The organism is Tenacibaculum sp. SZ-18 (assembly GCF_002813915.1).
GTDB lineage: Bacteria > Bacteroidota > Bacteroidia > Flavobacteriales > Flavobacteriaceae > Polaribacter.
The window spans coordinates 3,519,440-3,540,900 of sequence record NZ_CP019335.1 but is presented as its reverse complement, the minus strand read 5'-3'; the positions used below and the strand labels follow the sequence as shown (position 1 = coordinate 3,540,900).

Below are 21,461 nucleotides of genomic sequence, written 5' to 3'. Positions count from 1 at the left end.
ATTGTAATTAAACATACTTTTGACATTTAATAATTCAAAAACTAACAAGAGATGAATCTTAGTCTTAATGAAATATTTACAGCTTTTATGGTATTATTTGCTGTAATTGATATTGTGGGAAATATTCCAATTATTATCGATTTAAGAAATAAAGTTGGCCATATTCAGTCGGAAAAAGCTTCGGTAATAGCTGGTTTCATTATGATTTTATTTCTCTTTGTTGGTCAGCGTTTATTAAATTTAATTGGAATTGATGTAAATTCATTTGCTGTTGCAGGTTCTTTTATTTTGTTCTTTATTGCCTTAGAAATGATTCTTGGAATTACGCTATATAAAGAGGAAGAAGATCAGGCGTTAAATGCAACTGTCTTTCCATTGGCTTTTCCATTAATTGCAGGTCCAGGTAGTTTAACCACTTTACTTTCATTACGTGCAGAATTCGACTTAATGAATATTATTATCGCGGTACTGTTAAATGTTTTGGTTATCTATATTGTTTTAAAAACATCTTCTCGTATTGAAAAGTTAATCGGTAAAAATGGTATTGCGATTATTCGAAAAATATTTGGTGTAATCCTACTAGCAATTGCAGTGAAACTTTTTGCAGCAAACATTAAAATGTTACTTGCTTAATGAGTTTTGATACATTAATTATTGGTGGAGGAGTGGCAGGAATACAATGTGCGTTAGTTTTAGCTTCGGCAAAGGATAAAGCTTATGCTCAAGGGAAAAAAGTTGGAATTATAATGCATCAAAGAGCTTCTCATTTGCAAAATGCCCTTTTTAATAATGTATTAGGATTGCCACCAGGAACTTTAGGGAAAGATATTTTGTCTGATGGTAAAAAGCAATTAGCAAAAATGTATCCTCACGTAGATCAAATGGAAAATGAAAAGGTTACAGCTGTCATTGATGACGATGCTGGTTATAAAGTTATAACAAATAAAAATGAATACATAACCAAGAATGTTGTTGTTGCTTTAAATTATGCTAAACCTTTTAATATAGTTGGTTTAGAACAATATATTGAGAGACATTCTAGAGCAAATGCAATGAAAGATAGGATACAGCTTCGCAATTTTAATCATTTAATTAAAGAAGGATTGTATTGTTGCGGAACCATCGCAGGTTGGAGAAGTCAATTTGCAATTGCTGCGGGAAGTGGTGCCAGTGTTGCAACTGATATTCTAACAGTTTGGAATGATCATATACCTACAAAAATTCATGATAAAAATAAAAGCTGAGTTGATTAAATCAGCTTTTTAATTTTTGTTAAACAAAACCACTTCATTCTCGCAAAGAAAGGTTTACTAAATCAGGCTAAATCTATTTTCCTTTACTTAGTTTTTAGTAAGAAATAGCTAAAGCCTCTTAATCTTGAAATCTAACTAAGATATTCAGTAATAAACGAAGTCAAAAAAAGCCATCATTTAAAATGATGGCTTGCAATATAAATTTGTTAAGTAGAAATTCTATGAATTAAGCTTTAACTAATTTTAAAGGCATTTTATAAGTTTGACCTTTTACGATTAACTTGTTAGTGATTAGTTTATAGTTTAATTTGTTTTTTACGTAAGTTTCAACATCTGCGTTTTTTGTATCAACAGTTAAAACGATAACTTCTCCTTTGTTGTTGATCATGAATTCAACATCTGCAGTTAAATTAGATTCAACATTAAAGTTTGCGTTTCCTAATAATTTAATGATTTCAGTTCTGATCTCAGACTTAACTACCTCAGCTGGTCTTGAGTTGTTAGCAAAAATTGAAGTGCTCACTGTGATCGCTAATAATAAAAATAACTTTTTCATCTTAATGGTGTTTTATTGTTTTAGGTTTGTTTTTTTGTTTATTAATTACATTCCAAAAGTACTACCACTTACGATATAATTGACTATTCAAAATGTTAATAAAACATTTCGTTTTAGGCGTTTTTCGTTAAAGTTCTCTAAAAATTAACACACGTCAAACATTAACAAATAATCAACAAAATAATGCTTTAGTTAAAAATATGTCACTTTTTATGGTTTTAAAAGCTAATTTTTTATAAAGTAAATAATTTAATTTTTATAGATAATTCAAAAACAATAGTTAATTTAAGGTTAGTTTTGGCTAAAAAATGGATGTCAGATTTACATCAATTGAAGAAAATTTCTTGCAATTTTAAGAGTTAAATTTCTTCATGAAATTAGGCTTAAAAGTTCTTCCTATCGGAATCTTAATTTCACCCATGCTAATTTCATTTCCAGCAATTTTATCAATATGATTTACATTAATAATGTAAGACTTATGAATTTGAATAAAATCATCAGTCAATTTGGAATTCCAGGTTTTTAATGAGTCGATAAAAACGTATTTCTTGAGTTGGGTTACAAAGGTGAGATAGTTCCTATCCGATTCTATAAAAAGAACATCACTAAGTAAAATCTTATGTAAGGTTTTATCAATATTTAAGAATACATGATTATTTGGTTTCACTTCTTGTCTATTAATAATGTGTTCAACCTTGTGAATCGATTTTAAAAAACGATCGAATGAAAATGGTTTTACCAAGTAATCTACAATAGTCGGAAGCTCGAAACTATCAACTGCATAATTAGGATACGCTGTGGTAATTATAACTTGTGGTGGATTTTTAATTGTTTTGATAAAATCAATTCCAAGAATATCTGGAAGATTAATATCTAAAAAAAGAAAATCGACATTATTTTCCTTTAGAAAAGTATTTGCATCAAGAGCTGTTTGAAAAGCAGCTATCAATTTTACATCAGGAATTTTGTTAAGAAAATTCCTAAGAAGGTTTTGTGCAGGAAGTTCGTCTTCAAGAATAATACAAGTCATCATATTAAATTTAGCTTTAAACTTACCTTAAAAGTATCATCTTCATTTACCTTAAATTCATGCTGGTTTTGATATAGTAAATTCAACCGCTTCTGCAAGTTTTTTAAACCAATAGCCTCTTGTTTAAAAATAGCTGAATCCAAGAAACTATTTTCACAAGTGCATAGTAATGTTTTATCTTTTATTTCAATATGAATACGAATGATACTATTTGGAGTACTGTGTTTGAATGCGTTTTCAATTATAGTTATTAATAATAATGGTGCAATCTGATACTGAACAGAACTAATACTTTTTGTATATACGATCTCTTTAATTCCTTGTGTGCGTATTTTCTGAAAGTCGATATAATTATCAAGATACTGTAGTTCTTTTTCTAAAGGAATAAAGTCTGAGTTACTTTCATATAGCACATGCTTTAAATTATCAGATAATTTCAGAATTAAATCAGGTGTTTGATCTGGTTTTTCAATGGCATAAGAATAGATAGTATTCAAATTATTGAATAATACATGGGGATTTATCTGTGATTTAAGAAACTTTAATTCGAGTTCTGTTCGTTCTTGCAATGCCATTTCAATTTCCTTTTCTCTATCCAAATACTTGAACAGAATCCAAACAAATGAAAAGAAGAATAGTGGCACAAGGGTTTGCCATAAATAATCGCTTAAACACTTCATAAATGAACAGCCACATCGCGTGAAAACATTACAATAGAGTTGTGTTGCTAAAAACGAAATAAGAATGAATAATATGGCGTATAGGATATATTGTTTCTTTCTGACAAAGTATGGTAATAATATTAAGTGATTCGCATAAACAATAAATATTAATATGGATAGATATTGTAAAAATGGGTTTTCAGACCAATAATATTCTGAAAACACAAAAAGTGATATAAACACAAAAAGCAGCCAAAATAAAAGATGAACTAAGATTTGAGTTATATGTTTTTTGAATAATTCCATTTCTGATGTTGAAAATACAGAATTAATAGGTTTTAATTTTTTATAGAGGTATAAAATACACTTAGAACTATACGAACTGCATTTGGTATAGGTAACAATGTCGTTTGTACTTTATTGTTTGTGTTACAGCAAGTTATTTTTACTTAGGGGTTCTTAGTGGTTAATTTCGAGGAACTTAAAAACTATAATCACATGAATAGAACTTTATGGATTCCCGTATTCTTTATACTGAACCTAACACTTCAGTCACAGATAAATCAAGTTATTATCGATGAAAAAGGAAATAAAATGCTGTTAGGAGAAACGAATCGAGAAGCATTCAAGGATTCGGATTTCAATTGGTTTGATCAAAATCAACAGAAATATCTAACGAATCATAAGATCATCAAAGAATTAAAAAAGGATTTAAATGAGTATGAGATAAAAGTATTTTTTGGCTCGTGGTGTGGAGATAGTAAACGTAATTTACCGATTTTCTATAAAATAATAGAGGAGGCAGGCTTACCAAAAGAGAATTTGAAAGTGTATGCTTTGGATAGAAAAAAAGAAGCGTACAAGCAATCTCCAAATAAAGATGAAAAAGGATTAAATATTCACCGAGTACCAACTTTTATTATTTATAAAGATGGGAAAGAGGTCAATAGAATTGTGGAATACCCAAAGGAAACTTTTGAAAGAGACCTTTTGAAAATAGTAAGAGGTGAACGCTATTATCCGAATTATAGAGGAGTTCAAGTTCTAGATAATTTATTGAAAAATGCTAAAGACAGTCTTCAGTTTATGGAGGAACAATTAATCCGTTATCTACCAGAAGTAACCAAAGGAACTAAAGAGTTAAATACTTACGGATTTGTTAAGCTTAGAAATAAAGAATTCGATAAAGCAGAGTTTGCTTTCAAACTAAACACAAAAATGTATCCAAAGAATTATGTCACCTATAGTAGTCTAGGAACATTGTATTACGAACAGAAAAAATTTAAAGAGGCTTTACAGCAAATGTATAAAGCATTAAGCTTAAATCCTGATGAAAAAAGAATAAAAGAAATGATTACTAGGATCAATAAAAGTTTATAATTTAAAATCACATATTATGAGAGTACGTATTACCTTATTCATATTACTTTTTACAGGAGCAGTATTAAGTTATGGACAAGAATTCAAATTTGAAAAAGAAACTATTAATTATGGAAAGATAGCACAAGGTTCAGAAGGAATTCGAGTTTTTGAATTTACAAATATTGGAGATGCACCATTAATGATTAAGCATATCAAGTCTTCATGTGGATGTGCAGTTCCGCAAAAACCAGAAAAGCCAATTATGCCAGGAGAAAAAGGTCAGATTTCAGTATCGTATGACACAAAAAGACCAGGAGGCTTTTCAAAAGCAATTACGATTTTTTCGAATGCAAAAAGAGAACGTTTGAGTTTGAAAATAAAAGGTTTTGTAAATAGAAATATGCAAAAAGAGAAAGTAAAATAGGTAAATTAGTAAATATCAAAATCTGTATTATCATCCATTCTATCAATGTGTTTTTTTATATCATCTTCACTACCATAAATTAATAAATGTAGGAATTTGCCAATCTTATATAGGACCAAAATGGCAAGGATAATTATCAGAATATAATTGAACATACTTCAAAAATTAAAAAAGCTCGGATAACTTCCGAGCTTTTTTAATGTATATAGAATAATTTTTTATCCTTTTAAACTTGCTTTTAAGAATTCAGTATTCATACGAGCAATGTTTTCTAAAGAAATTCCTTTAGGACATTCTACCTCACACGCACCTGTGTTAGTACAGTTACCAAATCCTTCTTCGTCCATTTGCTTCACCATATTTAATACACGATCCGCCGCTTCAACTTGTCCTTGTGGTAATAAGGCAAATTGAGAAACTTTAGCAGATACGTATAACATTGCAGATGAATTCTTACAAGTTGCAACACATGCTCCACATCCAATACAAGTAGCTGCATCAAAGGCTTTGTCTGCATTCTCTTTATTAATTGGGATAGCATTTGCATCTTGTGTATTACCAGAAGTGTTTACAGAAACAAATCCTCCGGCATGTTGAACTCTATCAAAAGCAGATCTATCAACTACTAAATCTTTAATAACTGGGAATGCTTTAGCTCTAAATGGCTCAATATAAATTGTATCACCATCTTTAAACTTACGCATGTGCAATTGACAAGTAGTCACAGCTCTATCAGGTCCATGTGCTTCACCATTTATATATAAAGAACACATTCCACAAATTCCTTCACGACAATCATGATCAAAAGCTACAGGTTCATCACCACTTTCGATTAATTGTGTATTTAAAACATCTAACATTTCAAGGAAAGACATATCTGGCGATACATCATTGATTTTATAATCAACCATTTTTCCTTTATCGCTTGCGTTCTTTTGACGCCAAATTTTTAACGTTAAATTCATAATTCTTTCCTTATTTGTATGAACGTTGTTTTAATTCAATATCGTTAAACTCTAACTGCTCTTTGTGTAAAACTGCATCTTTAGGCTCTCCTTTATATTCCCAAGCAGCAGCATAAGCAAACTCCTTATCGTTACGTAAAGCTTCACCTTTTTGAGGTCCATCTAACTCCACAGATTCCTCACGGAAGTGACCCCCACAAGATTCAGTTCTATTTAAAGCATCCTTAGCGAATAATTCTCCTAATTCTAAGAAGTCCGCAACACGTCCTGCTTTAGCTAATTCTTCATTGAATTCGTTAGCTCCACCTGGAACTCTAACGTCATTGTAGAATTCAGCTCTTAAGGCAGAAATTTCTGCAATTGCTTCTTTCAATCCTTTCTCATTACGAGACATTCCAACTTTGTTCCACATGATTTTTCCTAAACGTCTGTGGAAATAATCAACTGATTTTGTTCCGTTATTATTTACAAACTTCTCAATAGAAGCACGAACGCTCTTTTCAGCTTCTTCGAATTCTGGAGTTTCAGTTGAAATAGGTCCAGTACGAATATCATCTGCTAAATAATCACCAATTGTGTAAGGTAATACGAAGTAACCATCAGCTAAACCTTGCATTAATGCAGATGCTCCTAAACGGTTTGCTCCGTGATCAGAGAAGTTTGCTTCTCCAATTGCATATAATCCAGGAACAGTAGTCATTAAGTTATAATCAACCCAAACACCTCCCATTGTATAGTGTACAGCTGGGTAAATCATCATTGGAGTTTCGTATGGATTTTCATCAACGATCTTCTCATACATTTGAAATAAGTTTCCGTACTTATTCTTAACAACTTCCTGACCTAATTTTTTAACTAAAGCAGCATCGTTTACATTTAATCCCTTGATTGTAGCTTGCTCTTTTCCGTAACGCTCAATTGCTGAAGCAAAATCTAAATAAACAGCTTCACCAGTGGCGTTAACTCCAAAACCAGCATCACAACGTTCCTTAGCAGCACGTGATGCAACATCACGAGGAACTAAGTTACCAAATGCAGGATAACGACGCTCTAGATAATAGTCTCTATTTTCTTCAACAATTTGTGTTGGTTTTAAACTTCCTTCACGAATTGCTTTTACATCTTCTATTTTCTTTGGTACCCAAATACGACCATCATTACGTAATGACTCAGACATTAAGGTTAATTTCGATTGATGATCTCCTGATACTGGAATACAAGTTGGGTGAATTTGTGTGTAACATGGATTTGCGAAGTAAGCTCCTTTTTTGTGAGCTTTCCAAGCAGCTGTTACGTTACTTCCCATTGCATTAGTTGATAAGAAGAATACGTTTCCGTAACCTCCTGTTCCTAATACAACAGCATGAGCAGAGTGGCGTTCAATTTCTCCAGTAACTAAGTTACGAGCAATAATTCCACGAGCTTTTCCATCAACAATTACAACATCTAACATTTCGTGACGGTTGTACATTTTGATTTTTCCACGACCGATTTGACGGTTCATTGCAGAATAAGCTCCTAATAATAATTGCTGTCCTGTTTGTCCTTTTGCGTAGAAAGTTCTTGATACTAATACTCCACCAAAAGAACGGTTATCTAATAATCCACCATAGTCACGTGCAAAAGGTACACCTTGAGCAACACATTGATCGATAATATTTGCAGATACTTCAGCTAAACGATATACGTTTGCTTCACGAGAACGGTAGTCTCCACCTTTTACAGTATCATAGAATAATCTGTATGTAGAGTCACCATCTCCTTGATAGTTTTTTGCAGCGTTAATTCCTCCTTGCGCAGCAATTGAGTGTGCACGACGTGGAGAATCTTGAAAACAAAACGCTTTTACGTTATATCCTAACTCAGCTAAAGTTGCTGCGGCAGAACCTCCTGCCAAACCTGTTCCAACAACGATAACGTCAATTAATCGTTTGTTAGCTGGGTTTACTAAGTTGATTTTATTTTTGTGATTGGTCCATTTATCAGCAATAGGACCTTTTGGTATTTTTGAATCTAAAGTTGCCATATGATACTATTATTAATGGTGATTGAAATGGTGAAATAATGCAATAATGATGAACCCTAAAGGAAGACCGATGGCATAAATTTTACTAAAAGTTTTCAATCCTTTAGTGTATTTGTTATTAGCCCCAACTGATTGGAATGCAGAGTTAAAACCGTGTAAAAGGTGTAATGCTAAGAAAACGAAACCTAAACAGTATAAAGCTACTCTCCAAATTGGAACGAATTTTTCCTGTAATTCATGGAAATATCTGAATTCACCGTTGTGCATTCCTGATAAATCTCCTTGAATGTACTTTGTGTTCATTTCTGGAATCCAGAAATCTATAAAGTGTATTACCAAGAAAATTAAAATGAATAATCCGCTGTAAATCATATTTCTACTCATCCAAGAAGAATTTGCGGCTCCATTATTTTTTGCATACTTAACTGTGCGTGCACTTTTGTTTTTGATTTCTAGAACAAATCCCATTGCAAAGTGGAATATAACACCGAAAATTAAAACTGGTTGTAACAAATATTGTACAGCCCAGAATGTACCCATAAAGTGAGAAGCTTTATTAAAAGCATCCGCGCTGAATACTGATAAAATGTTGATTGCAAAATGTTGTAATAAGAAAACCATAAGAAAGAGTGCTGAAAGTGCCATAGCAAACTTTCTTCCGATAGAAGATTTAAGTAATCCGCTCATTATTTTGAATGTTGGTTATAAATAATTGCAAGCAAAGTTACGACCTATAGCGAATTACCACAAATAATAGACTTTGTTTTGTTAAATATTTAGAATGGGTATAAATAGTAAGTTTAATACCAATATAAACTTGAAAAGATTAGTACAAATTCAATGAAAATTGTTTGATTTTGATCAGATTTTTTGTTTTAATGAGCAAATGACAAATCAACGAATTTATAGTTGTAATTGATATTAAAATTTGAAATTTTAAGAATGTTTTTTTCACTTAGTTCAGTGCGAAAAAGATTGTCTTCTTAACAAGCCGATTCAAATAGATGACTATAAAATCTTCAGGATTAAAAAAGGAGAAGGGGTCTACAACATCGATTTTAAAAGTTATCACTGTAATAGTATCGTTTTGTTTTTATGTCACAAGGTCAAATCTTTATAGTTTATTCAGAAGAGATAAAAGAAGCATATTAGTTAAGCTTTAAAAGAGAGTTTAACTGTATTCAAACACACGATAATGTAATTGCATATAATGGTGTTTTGTTAATATTATTTACGAAACTTCTTTTATAGTACCAACTGATAAAGACATTCAAAAATTAGATTACACACTTGAAAATTTAGTCGAACAGTTTAATTTAGATGAAACTGCACAAAATGACATGTTGCAGTCATTTCTTTAACAATTTATAAATTATCTTGTTCGAATTAAGTAAGAACATTCAATAGTTAAGTAAGAACATTCAATAGTTAAGTGAGATTAAGAGATAACATGAATTAAAGATTTTAGCTTATCAAAAGATCAAAATTTTAATTGGCTACGTATTGTCGCTGAATATGTAAACCGTTTGGCTATTTCTCCAAAATCCTTGGCAAAACATTTTCAAAAAATGGGTTCGGAAGCGCCAAGTGCTTTTATAAAGAATAGCGTTATTACAGGAGCGAAAAGACAACTATTATACATTTTAAAGGAAGTTAAACTTATTGCATTTGATTTAGGTTTTTATGACCTTACATATTTTTCATATTTGTTTCAAAAACAACAGGAAGTTCCCTTACTTAATTTTTAAAAAATTTAAAAGGCGTAATTAAGCTATAAGTCTAAATTTTTTAGCATCCTGATACACATTGCTGCTGTTTGAATTAGTTCTGTCTGGACTTCCTTCAATTCTCCTTTTTCATATTGATACTGTAATGCTGCTCTCGTTGCTTCTCCTGATTCTTCGTTTACTATGGCTATTTGGTGAAGAATATCTGTTGGCCAAAAAGGATGTTTTGATTCTGCCTTTACCAATTCCTCTTGTATTTTTTGAATGGCTTCATTTTCTGTCATTGGATTGTTTTTGAGTTCAAAGTTACTTTTTTAAATGGTCAAATCTTAACAAAAGTATTTTAAACCGATAAAACTAGGACTCTATCGATATGATTTGTTATTTTATCATATTTTTTAACGTTTACAAGGAACTTTTTATTACTTTTATAAACGCTTAGGAGACGTCCTAAGTTTCTTTTTCATAGCAATTTTCCCACTCAAACTTTGAGTGGGTTTCTTTTTTAGATTTTTATTAATTTGTAAAAAAATTAAATGAATGACTATTATTTACCCTAATTCCTTTTATTATAGCTGTATTAGTTGTTATTTCCTTTCTGGTTATTACTATATGTAAAGGGGCTATGAAGAGTAAAAATTTCTTTAGAAATTTATTGTTGATTTTATTATCTATCTCGTTTCTTTTTGGTGTTACATATTATGAAGTTGATAAGACAGGAGATTCGTTTTTCCATTTTTGTGCAGCTATTGTGGTTGCTATCTCAATTTCATATATTAAAGAATAGAGTAAAATGTAATACTTACTATTGTTAATTTGTGTAAAATGATTCAGAATAATATTATTAAGTTTTTCAAGAGTTTTGATTATCCTAGCCTTATCTTTTTTATTTTATCTTTTATTTGGCTCACAGTAACTTATGGTTTACATGGTTTTGTAGCATTTATGTTTTTTGGGGTATCAATTAATGCTATTAGGTTTTTTGTAAAGAAATATACCAAAAAAGCTGATCAAGCCTTTATACGATATTTATTGTATGTAATCGTGGGAGTGATTATTACTTATATTTATATTGTTTTCGATTCTCAATCACTGTAACTTTTTTCTTTTTGCTTATTGAAATAAGTCATTTAACCTTGATTTATTTCTAGATTTTCTTCCAAATTCTCAATTGTACAACTCATAGGAACTTTTGTCCATTTTTTGAGGTCTATTCTCGTCGCATCTTTGTATCAGAAAGTTTTACTAATCCTATTAAAACAATAATAACATGAATATTCAAGCATTTCAATGTCCAAATTATTGGGGTAATTAAGTATCTGTCAAGTAAAGCTTATTATAAAAAAAACAATAAATTAAATAAAAAATCTCGGTATAGAATCGAGATTTTTTATATATGAATTAGGCTTTTCCACCATCAAGTTTATCTTGCCATTTTTTGAGTTCTTCCCATTTACCTTCTAAGGCTAATTTCGCTTGTTTAGGCCAAGTGTTTGGTTTGTGCATTCTAAATCGATCTCCACCACTTCTTAGAACTTCTTGACATTTTTCTACAGATGTTTCTCCGAGTTCTTTCCAAGTTTTTATTCCGAAGTTGTGAAATAATTCTTCAATTTTAGGACCAATTCCTTCAACTACTTTTAGGTCGTTTTGTTTAATTTTTTTACCAAAAGTGGCTTTAGCTAAAGCTGCATCGAATTGCACTATTTCTGTCGTTTCTGTTGAAGTGGATAGTGAGTTAGCAAAGTCAGTTGTATTGGTAAAAGCTTGAGAAGCCTCTTTTGCTAGTTTTAAGTCAGATGTTAACTCTAGTTTTGTTTTTTGACAGGCTTTTAATTCTGCTTCTAAAGAAGAAATTCTACTTTTAAGATTTGATAATTCTTCATTAGATGAATTGTTGTTGCTTTCATGATTTGATAAAACATGTCTTCCTAATAAATAACCTAAAAAAGCTGATATGAGTCCGACTAAGATAGGTGTGATAATACATGCCATAATGTGTGAATTTGTTATTTAATTGTTATTACTATTCTTCTGTTTTTAGCTTTTCCTTTTTCTGTTGAGTTGTCTGCAACCGGCTCGCTTTTACCCTTTGAAATTGCGGTAATTTTATTTTCTGGTATTCCGTTTTGTATTAAATAGCGTTTGGCTGAATTAGCTCTTTCTTGTCCAATTCCCAAATTTGTAGTAACATCACCTGTGTTATCGGTATGACCTGTAACGATGCACTGAGCGCTTTCTACTTGGTTTAAATATTTAGCAATATCAGCCATCTGTCGTCGCTCTTCTGTTGAAAGATTGATATACGTTACACCAGTTTTAAAGTACAATACCACAGGATGCTCCTTGATATAATTTCCTAATTTATTTAGTTCTTCACTTTTATCTTTCAATTCTGTAAAAACGAAGTCAACGGGTCCATGAAATACATTTAATGAATCAGGAATCATGGTTTCCTTTAATTTCCCTGACATTTTCATAACATTAGAAGGGATGCCTTTCGAAGTGAGATAATTTTTTATTGAAATTGCTCTTGCAAATCCAAGATTAGGGTAAGCAGATTCATTTGATTCATTTTCAGTGTAATATCCAGTGATTGATAAACCCTTATTAGAAATACTGTTTACATACGTTTTTAATTTCTCTAATTCCAAATCTAAACCAGAGGGTACTGGACTAACGATTTTGTAGCTTGAGCTTTTAAATTTAAAATTATCGGCATTACTCAGAGAAAAGGTGTCATTATCTTCTTTAATTGTAAAAGCGTGAAATGTAGGAGATTTAATTTTCCTTTGATTATCGTTAATCAATTCAGAAGATGAACTTTCTTGTATTACATTATTATTGCAACATAATTTCCAATTGAAGTAAGTTCCAACTAAGATCGTAATGAGTATACCTAAAAGATACATGAGTTTTTTAGTCATAGTTTTTGTTTTACCTTGTTGATTGTTAATTTATTAAATTTTATTTAAAGTTTTAACAATCTCGTTTTCAAAGTAGTATAATTTTATGTTTTTTAAAGAATTTGATTCTGTAAAGTGTAATTATTCAGCATTGTTAAGGAAATTCTAAAAATGTTATTGTTACGTTAATTGCCTAATTTTGACGAAACATTTTTGAAATATGGGCGTCTTTTTAGCAAATAACCTGTTTAACTTAAATTTTTAGAATATGAAAAGAATCATTTTAACAATTGCTTTATTTTTAGGGGCTTTCACTACAACTGTAAATGCAACAGAAACTCCAAAACCAGAGAAAATTACTGTAACTAAGTACACTGAAGTTTCACCTTTTTGTACATTGATTAGAGAAGGAAACTATGAAGCTGTTAAAGCTTTAATTAAAAGTGGAGAGGACGTAAATCAAAAATCTACAGGTTTAACTCCGTTAATTTTTGCGGCTCGTTATAACAGAACAGATATTGCAAAATTACTAATCGCAAATGGAGCTAAGTTAAAAGCTAAATCTAAAAGAGGATATACAGCTTTAAAATGGGCTAAGTTGGCAAAGGCTAATGAAACAATGGCTGTTATAAAGCAAGCAATGAAGCGTTAAAATACACACATATATTATTGTGTAAATTAATTGAATTAAAAAAGACCTACAAAGCTTGTAGGTCTTTCTTTTTATCTTATAATAAAATCTTGTTTTATCCTTCAGCTTCTGTAGCAGCTTTAGCAGCATTACGAGACATACGAACTTGAGCAACCACAGTGTTGTCTGGGTGTAAAAAAGTATAGTTATCGTTTGCTAATTCAGTAACATAAAGTTTGTTACCAATTTCTAATTCTGTGATATCAGCTTCAATAAAGTCAGGTAAGTTTGCTGGTAAAGCTTTCACTTTTAATTTACGCATATTGTGACGTAAAGCACCACCAATCATTACTCCTTTAGAGTTTCCAACTAATCTTACTGGAATTTCCATAGTTACCGCTTTATCTTCAAATAATTGATAAAAGTCGATGTGTAAGATTCTGTCAGTAACTGGGTGAAACTGGATGTCTTGTAAAACAGCCGCATAAGTTTGACCGTCAACTTCAATCGAAGCAGTATATACGTTTGGAGTATATACTAAGCTCTTGAACGCTTTTTCATCAGCTGAAAAGTGAACAGGTTTGTCTCCTCCGTATAATACGCAAGGAACCTTTCCAGCATTACGTAAGGCTTTAGTCGCTGACTTACCTACGCTTTCTCTTTGAGATCCATTAATCGTAATCGATTGCATTGTTCTATTTATTTAAAATTACATTAAAAATTGATCGCTGATGGATGTGTTCGATTGAACTTTACGCATCACATCTGCAAATAATGACGCGCAAGATACAACTTTTATTTTAGAAACCTCCTTTTTTAAAGGAATTGTATCCGAGACAATTAACTCTGTTAACTTGGAATTTTCAATTCTCTCATATGCACTACCAGAAAGTATTGGATGCGTACAAATAGCACGTACTGATTTTGCTCCTCGTTCAACCATTAAATCAGCAGCTCTCGTAAGTGTTCCTCCTGTGTCAATCATATCATCAACTAAAATTACATTCTTACCTTCAACTTCACCAATAAGCTCCATATGTTCAATTATATTTGCTTTTTTGCGCTGTTTGTAACAAATTACAACCTCGCTTGCTAAATATTTTGAGTATGCATAAGCTCTTTTTGATCCACCCATATCAGGAGAGGCAATTGTTAGGTTTTCTAATTGTAAACTTTCGATGTAAGACATGAAAATGGTTGATGCATATAAATGATCAACTGGTTTTTCAAAGAAACCTTGAATTTGATCAGCATGTAAATCCATTGTCATAATTCTCGTAGCGCCAGCTGCTTGTAAAAGATTTGCAACTAACTTTGCTCCAATAGCTACTCTAGGTTTATCTTTTCTGTCTTGCCTTGCCCAACCAAAATATGGCATTACTGCTGTAATATGTCTTGCAGAAGCTCTTTTAGCAGCATCTAACATTAATAGCATTTCCATTAAATTGTCAGCACTTGGAAAAGTTGATCCAATGATAAAAACACGACGACCTCTAACCGATTCTTCAAAAGCAGGTTGAAATTCACCATCGCTAAAATGCGTAGTTTTTACATTTCCTAATTCAGCATTAAATTCCTTTGCTATTTTCTGTGCAAGCTCTGTACTTTGTGAACAAGCAAAAAGCTTTGGTGATAATTGTGTCGTTGACATCTCGAATGAATTTTTAGTTTGTGTTGTGTGTGGCAAAAGTAAAATTATTTTAAAGAGTATTAAAAAGTTTTTATTTTAATTGTTAGATTTGCACTTCCATAATTTTAGCCAAAGTGGTGGAATTGGTAGACACGTCGGATTCAAAATCCGATGCTCATTAGAGCGTGTGGGTTCGAGTCCCACCTTTGGTACAAAAACTCATATGTATTTGATAAACAGTATTTAATAACGGTCTTATTTAAAAACCTGTGTCAAAGGTGTGTCAGTAATTCTTATTCCTTTTCAATTAGCCAAAATTGAAGAATTATAAAAAAAAGGTCAAAACTCTACAAAAAAGTATTTAAAGCCATATTTGTTGATTACAAGCCAGCTGAGCTGAGGAAAAATCAAGATTGGTTAATCGTTAACTATGCAAAATTCCTGCGCAAGAAGAACTAAAGAGATTTAGAGTGAGATTTCCTTAGATTAAAAGTATTACACATAGGTTGCGTTATGCGAAAAAGATGGTGTTTGAGATTAACAAGAAATTAGAAAGTGGTTGGTCTCCTTGTTATGAAGAAAAGAATATACTCTATAGATCTTTTGAAGACTGTCAGACTAAGTTCTTAGAATTACAGCGAAAAGAGGTGAAAGATGGTATCAAAAGAGAAGTTAGTTGTAGTGCAGATAAATCTTATTTAAAAAAATAATGGAATTTATTAAGCTTAAAAGTTATGAGATCAAATTCATAATAGAAATTGATAATTCTTTTATTCATACTTTTTTAGATTACTTATATGTCGAAAAAGGTTATAGTACTGATAATAATTATTTACAGTTTCTAAACACTTTTTTTATTTTGTGTGAAATAAAAGATTATATAAAACAAAATCCTGCAGAGCTAATTATGCCTAAACCAAAGAAAAAATAAGTTGGTGAACTTCTTAGAGGTCAAGAAAAGAAAAAATTAATCAAGTTGTTAGAATCAAACTTTCATTACTACGTTCTGTGTATGTGCACGAACATTTGTTTTATTAGAAAGACTGAATTGACTAAACTGAGAGTTTCTGATGTTAATATTGATTTGGCTGTTGTTACTATTTCTGAAGAACAATCAAAAAATAAAAGTCAGATAAAGTAACAATATCATATGCTTTAATTCCTTTATTACAAAAGTATTTGTATAAATCTAAACCTGGCGATTTTCTATTTTCGAGGGTAGGATTTAAACTAGGAAAAATACAATTAAGTCCAAAGAAAATTTCTAACGAATGGGCACAGTTTCGATAACAATATAATATTGAGTAAAAATATCAATGGTATTCTTTAAAAGATACTTGTATCACGGATTTGTTAAATTTTGGTATTCCTTCTATAAAAGTGAGAAATCAAGTACGGCGTTATGATTTAAAAATGACGGAGACCTATCCGATTAGAAATACTACCTGAGATAAAATATTAAAAAATGCGAATAGTAAGTTTATAACTTCTTAAAGTTGTACTTTTTACACTCTTTTATTGTGTTAAAAACTAGTTTTACAATGCTTTGAGTTGAGTATTTTCATTGAGTACTTTAATTTTAAATCCAAAAATTTATACTCTGGGGTAAGGGGGCGTTGTACTTACATATATAAATTTCATTTTCGCTAAAATTTTGAGTTATCATTGATTAAAATTACAGCTTAATTTCCAAGTATGTATTCAAAATATTTCTCTATTGTTGTAAAAAGTCAAAGCGCACGACAATTAAACATTGATTAGTTTGTTCGTTATCAAATTGTAAAAGTATTTCATTAATCTTATAAGAAAGATTGGAGTATCACATTCTTTATTTGTTCATGCTACCAAAGCTGAAAAGAATTAGGAAAGACTTACTAAAAAATTATCTACTGAGGAATTACACCAGAACATCTGAAGAATTTTCGCAAGTGAGCCAGAACCAGCAACGAATTATACACCGAGCTGTACTTTCGTTATTGTTTAATTTCTTTATCTATTAACCCTGTAATTATTTCAATTTGTTTTATTGCTTGATTATATAGCAAGTCTTTTTGAGAACTAATGAGTAATGTAGAATAAAAATAATTTTGAAAATCAATTCCAAAAACTATATTTATATTTCGAGCGGATTTATCATGAATCTTAATGGCCTTTAATAAATAGGGGGCAATATTGTTTTGTATAGTTTCATAATGAATTTTCTCCATTCGGTTTATAGATATATAAGTTCCTTCTAATTTTTGGATTTCTTCCATTATAATTCTATTTTTCAAAAGTTTTGATTCACCACTATTAATTAAGTTTTGATAGATATTGCTATTTATATCAATATCAGAATGTTCAACCAGTATTAATTCAATTTCTAAGAGAGTATCGGTTTTAGCTCGATCATTTTCTTCTATTATTTGAGCTCCATATTCAAATTTTTCAGATAAAAATTGATTATGTTTAAGTCCCAAGGAAATTGCATTCTTATCCATTTTAGTCTGCCGTTTTATATTTTTGTAAATTGAAATAGCTGTTCTTTTTTCAATTCGTTTACTATTCCAATTATTAATATATAAGGCTATTAAAATACCTATAACTACAAGAATAATTTCACCAATTGCATATTTAAAATAATTTACTACTTTTCCTTTTGTAAGTGAATTTTGTTTATGTTTTCTAAAGAGTTTAATCATAGGTTAGTATTTCTATTATAATGAAGTACAAGGTATTTAAGTATGATTTATTGACGGAAAAGTACGTTAGTTCTTTTCAGTTTTTGCCGAAAGATAATTAATAAGATTGAATTTCTGTTGAGGAAATTCAGCCGTAACGAATCATATACGGTGTTAGCAAACGTATTTAGAAATATTCTTCTTTTTTTGGCTAATCTTTTTTTGGTACATCAATCATACTAAAATAGCTAACACTAACCGAACTAACTTTTGCTTTACTACCATAATCAAGTGTTGTTTCATAGTAGCCCTTACTTTTAAGGTCACTTAACATGTCTTATCTATTAGCTTTTTTTGTCTTTTAACAGTATAGTATATTAATACACCATAAACACCGTATGGACTTTCATATTTAGATTCATTTTCTCCAATAGTCTTATGTATAATATAAGGTGTAAATTTTATTTTAGTAGATTCATACTGATCTTTAATGATTTTATACTCGCTAAATTGTGTTGTTTTTTGAACAAAAGACATATTAAATAAAAACCAAGTCATACAGGGTAGGGTTAATTTTTTTAAAGTATTATTATACATATCAAAATTTATCACCAGATTTCTCTTGATTTTTTAGGCGTTTCTCTCTTGCTAAATAAGCTAAATGTGTTAGAGCTTTATAAAATCTTTTATTAAGTTAGGTATCACTTGGAATTTTATTTTCTTTATTAAGCTAGATTGCCCTTTAATAAATTTCAAAAAATGTAATTTTCTGATGCAGGACCAATAAAAGACCAATTTGGGCTCTTTTGTGTAAATTTGAAGTAGTCTAATTCATTTTTATACTTAATTAATGAAGGATATCGTCTCCTCCCAAGTCGCATCGTTCTGTTTTTCTTGGGTATTTAAGTTTAAAGTGAATGTTATTAATAATAGGAAAATTAAATTTTTCATGCTTTTTATTATTAATTAAAGTAAAACCTGAATAAATAATTTTCCAAAATATTATAATCTTGCCTGTGAAGATCTATTATTAATTTAACTCTTAGTTGGTTTGTTTCACTAACGCCTTTGTGCCAAGATTGCTTATAATTTCCCCAACAAAAAGTATGGGTTATATTAAATTTTGCTTGGAATTTTACCCATTTCATGTGTAATTCACTCGGTTTAACTTCATGATAATCAAATATTATGTAATTATCAAACTCATAGGAAATTATTGGACTTACATATGCTTTTTTAATTTTTAAACTGCTTGACGAGGCAGTTCCATTAGAAATATAAACCGTAAAGCTGTGTTTTTTATTTTCTCTTGTGCTATTAGATTAAATATTTGTCCTAATACAATTATTAAAAGTGAATACTGAATATTTTTTAATGCTGTTTGTTTTTATGTTTACTAAAGTAATTGAGTTTGATTTTTCACATCAGTTCTTCGTTAGTATTAGTAATTAAGCAATTTTCATATATAAATTTTTCCTTTAAGATACAGTACAGCTTTTCCGGCGATGTGGACTCTATCCTTAACAAGATTACATATTAAATCTCCTTCTCTTTCTGATAATTGTTTAGCAATGAAATGCTTTTTTTTAAGTTTTTCACTCCAATAAGGAATTAAAGATGTGTGGGCGGAACCAGTAACTGGGTCTTCCGGCATGGATGCATTAGCATCAAATACTCGGGATACAAAATCTACTTCAATTCCCTTAGCTGTGGGAACAATACATAAATAAGGTAATTTTTTAAGAAAATTTAAATCATATTTTAGTGTTCTTATCTTTTCTTCGTTTTCAAAGAGTAAAACCAAATCTCTACTTGCTAATGCTTCAATAGGTTTATAATTAAATGCAGAATAGACTTCTTGTGGTATTTCAATTTTCTTGGGTGGTCGCGACGGAAAGTCCAGTATAATGCTTCCATCTTCAGACTTTTGAGCTTTTAATATCCCACTTTGAGACATAAAATTTATATCATTTAATTCAGGTCTCAAATAACTAAAAATGACATAAGCTGCGGCTAAAGTCGCATGGCCACACAAATCAATTTCCTGATGAGGCATAAACCAACGAATTTCATAAAAATCCTTTTTTCTGACAAAAAATACTGTTTCAGACAAATTATTCTCGGCAGCTATACTCTGCATAGTTGAAGAATCAATCCAATCTTCTAAGGGACAGACAGCAGCAGGATTACCACCAAATACTTTGGCTGTGAATGCATCAATTTGATATATTTCTAACTCCATTTAATTTTCAATTTCTTAAATTAATACCAACGAATTGGTGAAACTTCGTTTTAATACAGTTTAGGTTTTATTAGTAACTCATTAATCGTGTACATTACATTTTGGAAGTGCTAGCTTGATGCTTTCCAATTCATTCTCGCTTAATAATGTTGATTGTAGGGATAGTGTTTTTAGTTTACTTAATTTTCCGAGGGATTTAGGTAATCTTGTAAGTTTGGTTTCATATAAAGATAATGTTTGCAAATCACCTAATTTTCCAATCGACTTTGGAAGAGTTTCGATCTTTGTATTTGGTAACTCTAGTACTTGTAACTTAGATAAGTTACCAATAGATTCTGGGATAGTTTCGAGCTGACTGTTATTTAACAAAAGTATCCGTAGCTCGGTCAAATTTCCAATAGATTTAGGAAGAGCTACTAATTTGGTTTGATTTAAAAACAACCATATCAAATTATTAAGTTTCCCTATGGAGTATGGAAGAGTATTGATCGGGTTGTTAGATAAATAAAGTCTTTTTAATTTTTTTAAGTTTCCAATGGATTCTGGAAGACTATCAAGGTTGTTGTCAATTAAGTTTAATTCAGTTAAGTTGTGAAACGAATCAATTGAATCTGGCAGGCATTTCAACGATTTATTCCGTAAAAATAATTTAAAGACAGATTCTGGATTCTTAAAAGCTGAATCTAGTGAAGTGAATATGTGTTTTTCCTGCGATGAACAAGGCGTTAAAAATGAAAATATTAAGAGTAAAATAACTATTTGTTTCATATACTAATATTTTATACTTGCTAACGGTGTAATTAGAGTGCGTTTTAATGCATTTTAAGTAGTGTTAGCTGTTCGTTCCAATTCAGTCCATTCTGTTTTGCTTATCTTGTACCAATTATAAGTAACACCCTCATAATCAAAAGTTTCTATAAATTTCAGTCCAATTTTTTTAAGAATTTTATTAGAAACTAAATGATTAACATCTGCTGCTGCCCCAATTTCTTTTAGGTTTAGTGTCTGAAATCCGTATTTCAACGATTCTATGGCAGTTTCTGTAGCTATACCTTTACCCCAATATTTCTTTCTAAGTCTATATCCAAGATCATAATAATTGAATTCTTTTCTTAAACCTTTTTCATATTTCAGTCCTGTCCAGCCAATAAAATCATCTGTATTTTTATCTATAATTGCCCACCTTCCAATACCATTGCTGACATATTGTTTCCTAATAAAATCAATCACTTTATGTGCTTCATTAATAGTTTTTATTGGTTTTTTTCCAAGAAATTCATGCACTTCAGGAGTAGAGTCCAGTTCGAATATTCCTTTAGCATCATATTCTTCAAGTTCTCTTATGATAAATTTATCAGTTTCAATATGTACTTTCATGAATTTTGTT

Annotated in this window: 24 protein-coding genes and 1 tRNA gene; 9 read left to right on the top strand and 16 right to left on the bottom strand. The window is 30.4% G+C overall.

Annotated elements, in window-relative coordinates; translation table 11 throughout:
• Positions 1 to 51 precede the first annotated feature (51 nt).
• Positions 52 to 633, top strand: a complete 582-nt coding sequence (locus BTO06_RS16135; RefSeq protein ID WP_100926282.1) for a MarC family protein — start codon at positions 52 to 54, stop codon at positions 631 to 633.
• A complete protein-coding gene (locus tag BTO06_RS16130; protein WP_100926281.1) occupies positions 633 to 1,244 on the top strand; it encodes an FAD-dependent oxidoreductase in 612 nt (203 codons plus the stop codon). The genes BTO06_RS16135 and BTO06_RS16130 overlap by 1 nt, the downstream gene beginning before the upstream one ends.
• A gap of 235 nt (positions 1,245 to 1,479) precedes the next feature.
• On the opposite strand, the gene BTO06_RS16125 is transcribed toward BTO06_RS16130, so the two are convergent.
• The 3 genes from BTO06_RS16125 to BTO06_RS16115 form a co-directional block, all read right to left on the bottom strand.
• On the bottom strand, positions 1,480 to 1,809 hold the full coding sequence (locus BTO06_RS16125) for a hypothetical protein (RefSeq protein WP_100926280.1): 330 nt from the start codon (positions 1,807 to 1,809) through the stop codon (positions 1,480 to 1,482).
• Positions 1,810 to 2,161: 352 nt separating this feature from the next.
• Entirely contained in the window at positions 2,162 to 2,842 is a 681-nt protein-coding gene (locus BTO06_RS16120) for a LytR/AlgR family response regulator transcription factor (protein ID WP_232731479.1), read from the bottom strand.
• A complete protein-coding gene (locus BTO06_RS16115; RefSeq protein ID WP_232731478.1) occupies positions 2,839 to 3,519 on the bottom strand; it encodes a sensor histidine kinase in 681 nt (226 codons plus the stop codon). The genes BTO06_RS16120 and BTO06_RS16115 overlap by 4 nt, the downstream gene beginning before the upstream one ends.
• 480 nt (positions 3,520 to 3,999) lie before the next feature.
• On the opposite strand from BTO06_RS16115, the gene BTO06_RS16110 reads away from it, so the two are divergent.
• Together BTO06_RS16110 and BTO06_RS16105 are read left to right on the top strand one after the other, a co-directional pair.
• The gene (locus BTO06_RS16110) at positions 4,000 to 4,881 is read left to right on the top strand and encodes a thioredoxin family protein (protein ID WP_100926277.1); all 882 of its coding nucleotides are present in this window, start codon (positions 4,000 to 4,002) and stop codon (positions 4,879 to 4,881) included.
• A gap of 16 nt (positions 4,882 to 4,897) precedes the next feature.
• Positions 4,898 to 5,287 carry a DUF1573 domain-containing protein gene (locus BTO06_RS16105; RefSeq protein ID WP_100926276.1) on the top strand — a complete coding sequence of 130 codons (390 nt, stop codon included), beginning with the start codon at positions 4,898 to 4,900 and terminating at the stop codon, positions 5,285 to 5,287.
• 218 nt (positions 5,288 to 5,505) lie between these two features.
• Here BTO06_RS16105 and BTO06_RS16100 read toward each other — a convergent pair whose 3' ends face one another.
• The 3 genes from BTO06_RS16100 to BTO06_RS16090 are packed head-to-tail and all read right to left on the bottom strand — an operon-like array spanning position 5,506 to position 8,965.
• On the bottom strand, positions 5,506 to 6,252 hold the full coding sequence (locus BTO06_RS16100; RefSeq protein WP_100926275.1) for a succinate dehydrogenase/fumarate reductase iron-sulfur subunit: 747 nt from the start codon (positions 6,250 to 6,252) through the stop codon (positions 5,506 to 5,508).
• 10 nt (positions 6,253 to 6,262) lie between these two features.
• Positions 6,263 to 8,278, bottom strand: coding sequence for a fumarate reductase/succinate dehydrogenase flavoprotein subunit (locus BTO06_RS16095; RefSeq protein ID WP_100926274.1), 2,016 nt, complete (start codon positions 8,276 to 8,278; stop codon positions 6,263 to 6,265).
• A gap of 12 nt (positions 8,279 to 8,290) precedes the next feature.
• Positions 8,291 to 8,965 carry a succinate dehydrogenase cytochrome b subunit gene (locus BTO06_RS16090; RefSeq protein WP_100926273.1) on the bottom strand — a complete coding sequence of 225 codons (675 nt, stop codon included), beginning with the start codon at positions 8,963 to 8,965 and terminating at the stop codon, positions 8,291 to 8,293.
• Positions 8,966 to 9,846: 881 nt separating this feature from the next.
• Here BTO06_RS16090 and BTO06_RS18845 point away from each other — a divergent pair.
• Positions 9,847 to 10,026: a helix-turn-helix domain-containing protein gene (locus tag BTO06_RS18845; protein ID WP_232731477.1), complete on the top strand. Its 180-nt coding sequence runs from the start codon at positions 9,847 to 9,849 to the stop codon at positions 10,024 to 10,026.
• Positions 10,027 to 10,049: 23 nt separating this feature from the next.
• On the opposite strand, the gene BTO06_RS16080 is transcribed toward BTO06_RS18845, so the two are convergent.
• The 3 genes from BTO06_RS16080 to BTO06_RS16065 form a co-directional block, all read right to left on the bottom strand.
• Positions 10,050 to 10,289 carry a hypothetical protein gene (locus BTO06_RS16080; protein ID WP_100926272.1) on the bottom strand — a complete coding sequence of 80 codons (240 nt, stop codon included), beginning with the start codon at positions 10,287 to 10,289 and terminating at the stop codon, positions 10,050 to 10,052.
• A 1,117-nt stretch (positions 10,290 to 11,406) separates the two neighbouring features.
• Positions 11,407 to 12,003 (bottom strand): hypothetical protein, encoded by a 597-nt coding sequence (locus BTO06_RS16070; RefSeq protein WP_100926270.1) that lies wholly within the window; start codon positions 12,001 to 12,003, stop codon positions 11,407 to 11,409.
• 11 nt (positions 12,004 to 12,014) lie between these two features.
• Complete coding sequence (locus BTO06_RS16065; protein WP_100926269.1) at positions 12,015 to 12,932, bottom strand: OmpA family protein; 918 nt, start codon at positions 12,930 to 12,932, stop codon at positions 12,015 to 12,017.
• A 247-nt stretch (positions 12,933 to 13,179) separates the two neighbouring features.
• Between BTO06_RS16065 and BTO06_RS16060 the strand changes: the two genes are divergently transcribed.
• Complete coding sequence (locus tag BTO06_RS16060; protein WP_100926268.1) at positions 13,180 to 13,563, top strand: ankyrin repeat domain-containing protein; 384 nt, start codon at positions 13,180 to 13,182, stop codon at positions 13,561 to 13,563.
• 94 nt (positions 13,564 to 13,657) lie between these two features.
• On the opposite strand, the gene BTO06_RS16055 is transcribed toward BTO06_RS16060, so the two are convergent.
• Positions 13,658 to 14,233 (bottom strand): 50S ribosomal protein L25/general stress protein Ctc, encoded by a 576-nt coding sequence (locus BTO06_RS16055; protein ID WP_100926267.1) that lies wholly within the window; start codon positions 14,231 to 14,233, stop codon positions 13,658 to 13,660.
• A gap of 18 nt (positions 14,234 to 14,251) precedes the next feature.
• A complete protein-coding gene (locus BTO06_RS16050) occupies positions 14,252 to 15,193 on the bottom strand; it encodes a ribose-phosphate pyrophosphokinase (RefSeq protein ID WP_100926266.1) in 942 nt (313 codons plus the stop codon).
• Between the two features lie 107 nt (positions 15,194 to 15,300).
• On the opposite strand from BTO06_RS16050, the gene BTO06_RS16045 reads away from it, so the two are divergent.
• From BTO06_RS16045 to BTO06_RS16035, 3 genes are all read left to right on the top strand, one after another.
• A tRNA-Leu gene (locus tag BTO06_RS16045) sits at positions 15,301 to 15,384 on the top strand.
• A 312-nt stretch (positions 15,385 to 15,696) separates the two neighbouring features.
• Positions 15,697 to 15,882 carry a hypothetical protein gene (locus BTO06_RS16040; RefSeq protein WP_100926265.1) on the top strand — a complete coding sequence of 62 codons (186 nt, stop codon included), beginning with the start codon at positions 15,697 to 15,699 and terminating at the stop codon, positions 15,880 to 15,882.
• Positions 15,882 to 16,103 carry a hypothetical protein gene (locus BTO06_RS16035; protein WP_100926264.1) on the top strand — a complete coding sequence of 74 codons (222 nt, stop codon included), beginning with the start codon at positions 15,882 to 15,884 and terminating at the stop codon, positions 16,101 to 16,103. The genes BTO06_RS16040 and BTO06_RS16035 overlap by 1 nt, the downstream gene beginning before the upstream one ends.
• Positions 16,104 to 17,145: 1,042 nt before the next feature.
• Here BTO06_RS16035 and BTO06_RS16030 read toward each other — a convergent pair.
• From BTO06_RS16030 to BTO06_RS16005, 5 genes are all read right to left on the bottom strand, one after another.
• A complete protein-coding gene (locus BTO06_RS16030; protein ID WP_100926263.1) occupies positions 17,146 to 17,853 on the bottom strand; it encodes a DUF6090 family protein in 708 nt (235 codons plus the stop codon).
• 306 nt (positions 17,854 to 18,159) lie between these two features.
• Positions 18,160 to 18,390: a hypothetical protein gene (locus BTO06_RS18840; RefSeq protein WP_100926262.1), complete on the bottom strand. Its 231-nt coding sequence runs from the start codon at positions 18,388 to 18,390 to the stop codon at positions 18,160 to 18,162.
• 901 nt (positions 18,391 to 19,291) lie between these two features.
• Positions 19,292 to 20,074 (bottom strand): PhzF family phenazine biosynthesis protein, encoded by a 783-nt coding sequence (locus BTO06_RS16015; protein ID WP_100926260.1) that lies wholly within the window; start codon positions 20,072 to 20,074, stop codon positions 19,292 to 19,294.
• Between the two features lie 81 nt (positions 20,075 to 20,155).
• Positions 20,156 to 20,842, bottom strand: a complete 687-nt coding sequence (locus tag BTO06_RS16010; protein WP_100926259.1) for a leucine-rich repeat domain-containing protein — start codon at positions 20,840 to 20,842, stop codon at positions 20,156 to 20,158.
• Between the two features lie 54 nt (positions 20,843 to 20,896).
• Positions 20,897 to 21,451: a GNAT family N-acetyltransferase gene (locus BTO06_RS16005; protein ID WP_100926258.1), complete on the bottom strand. Its 555-nt coding sequence runs from the start codon at positions 21,449 to 21,451 to the stop codon at positions 20,897 to 20,899.
• Positions 21,452 to 21,461 lie beyond the last annotated feature (10 nt).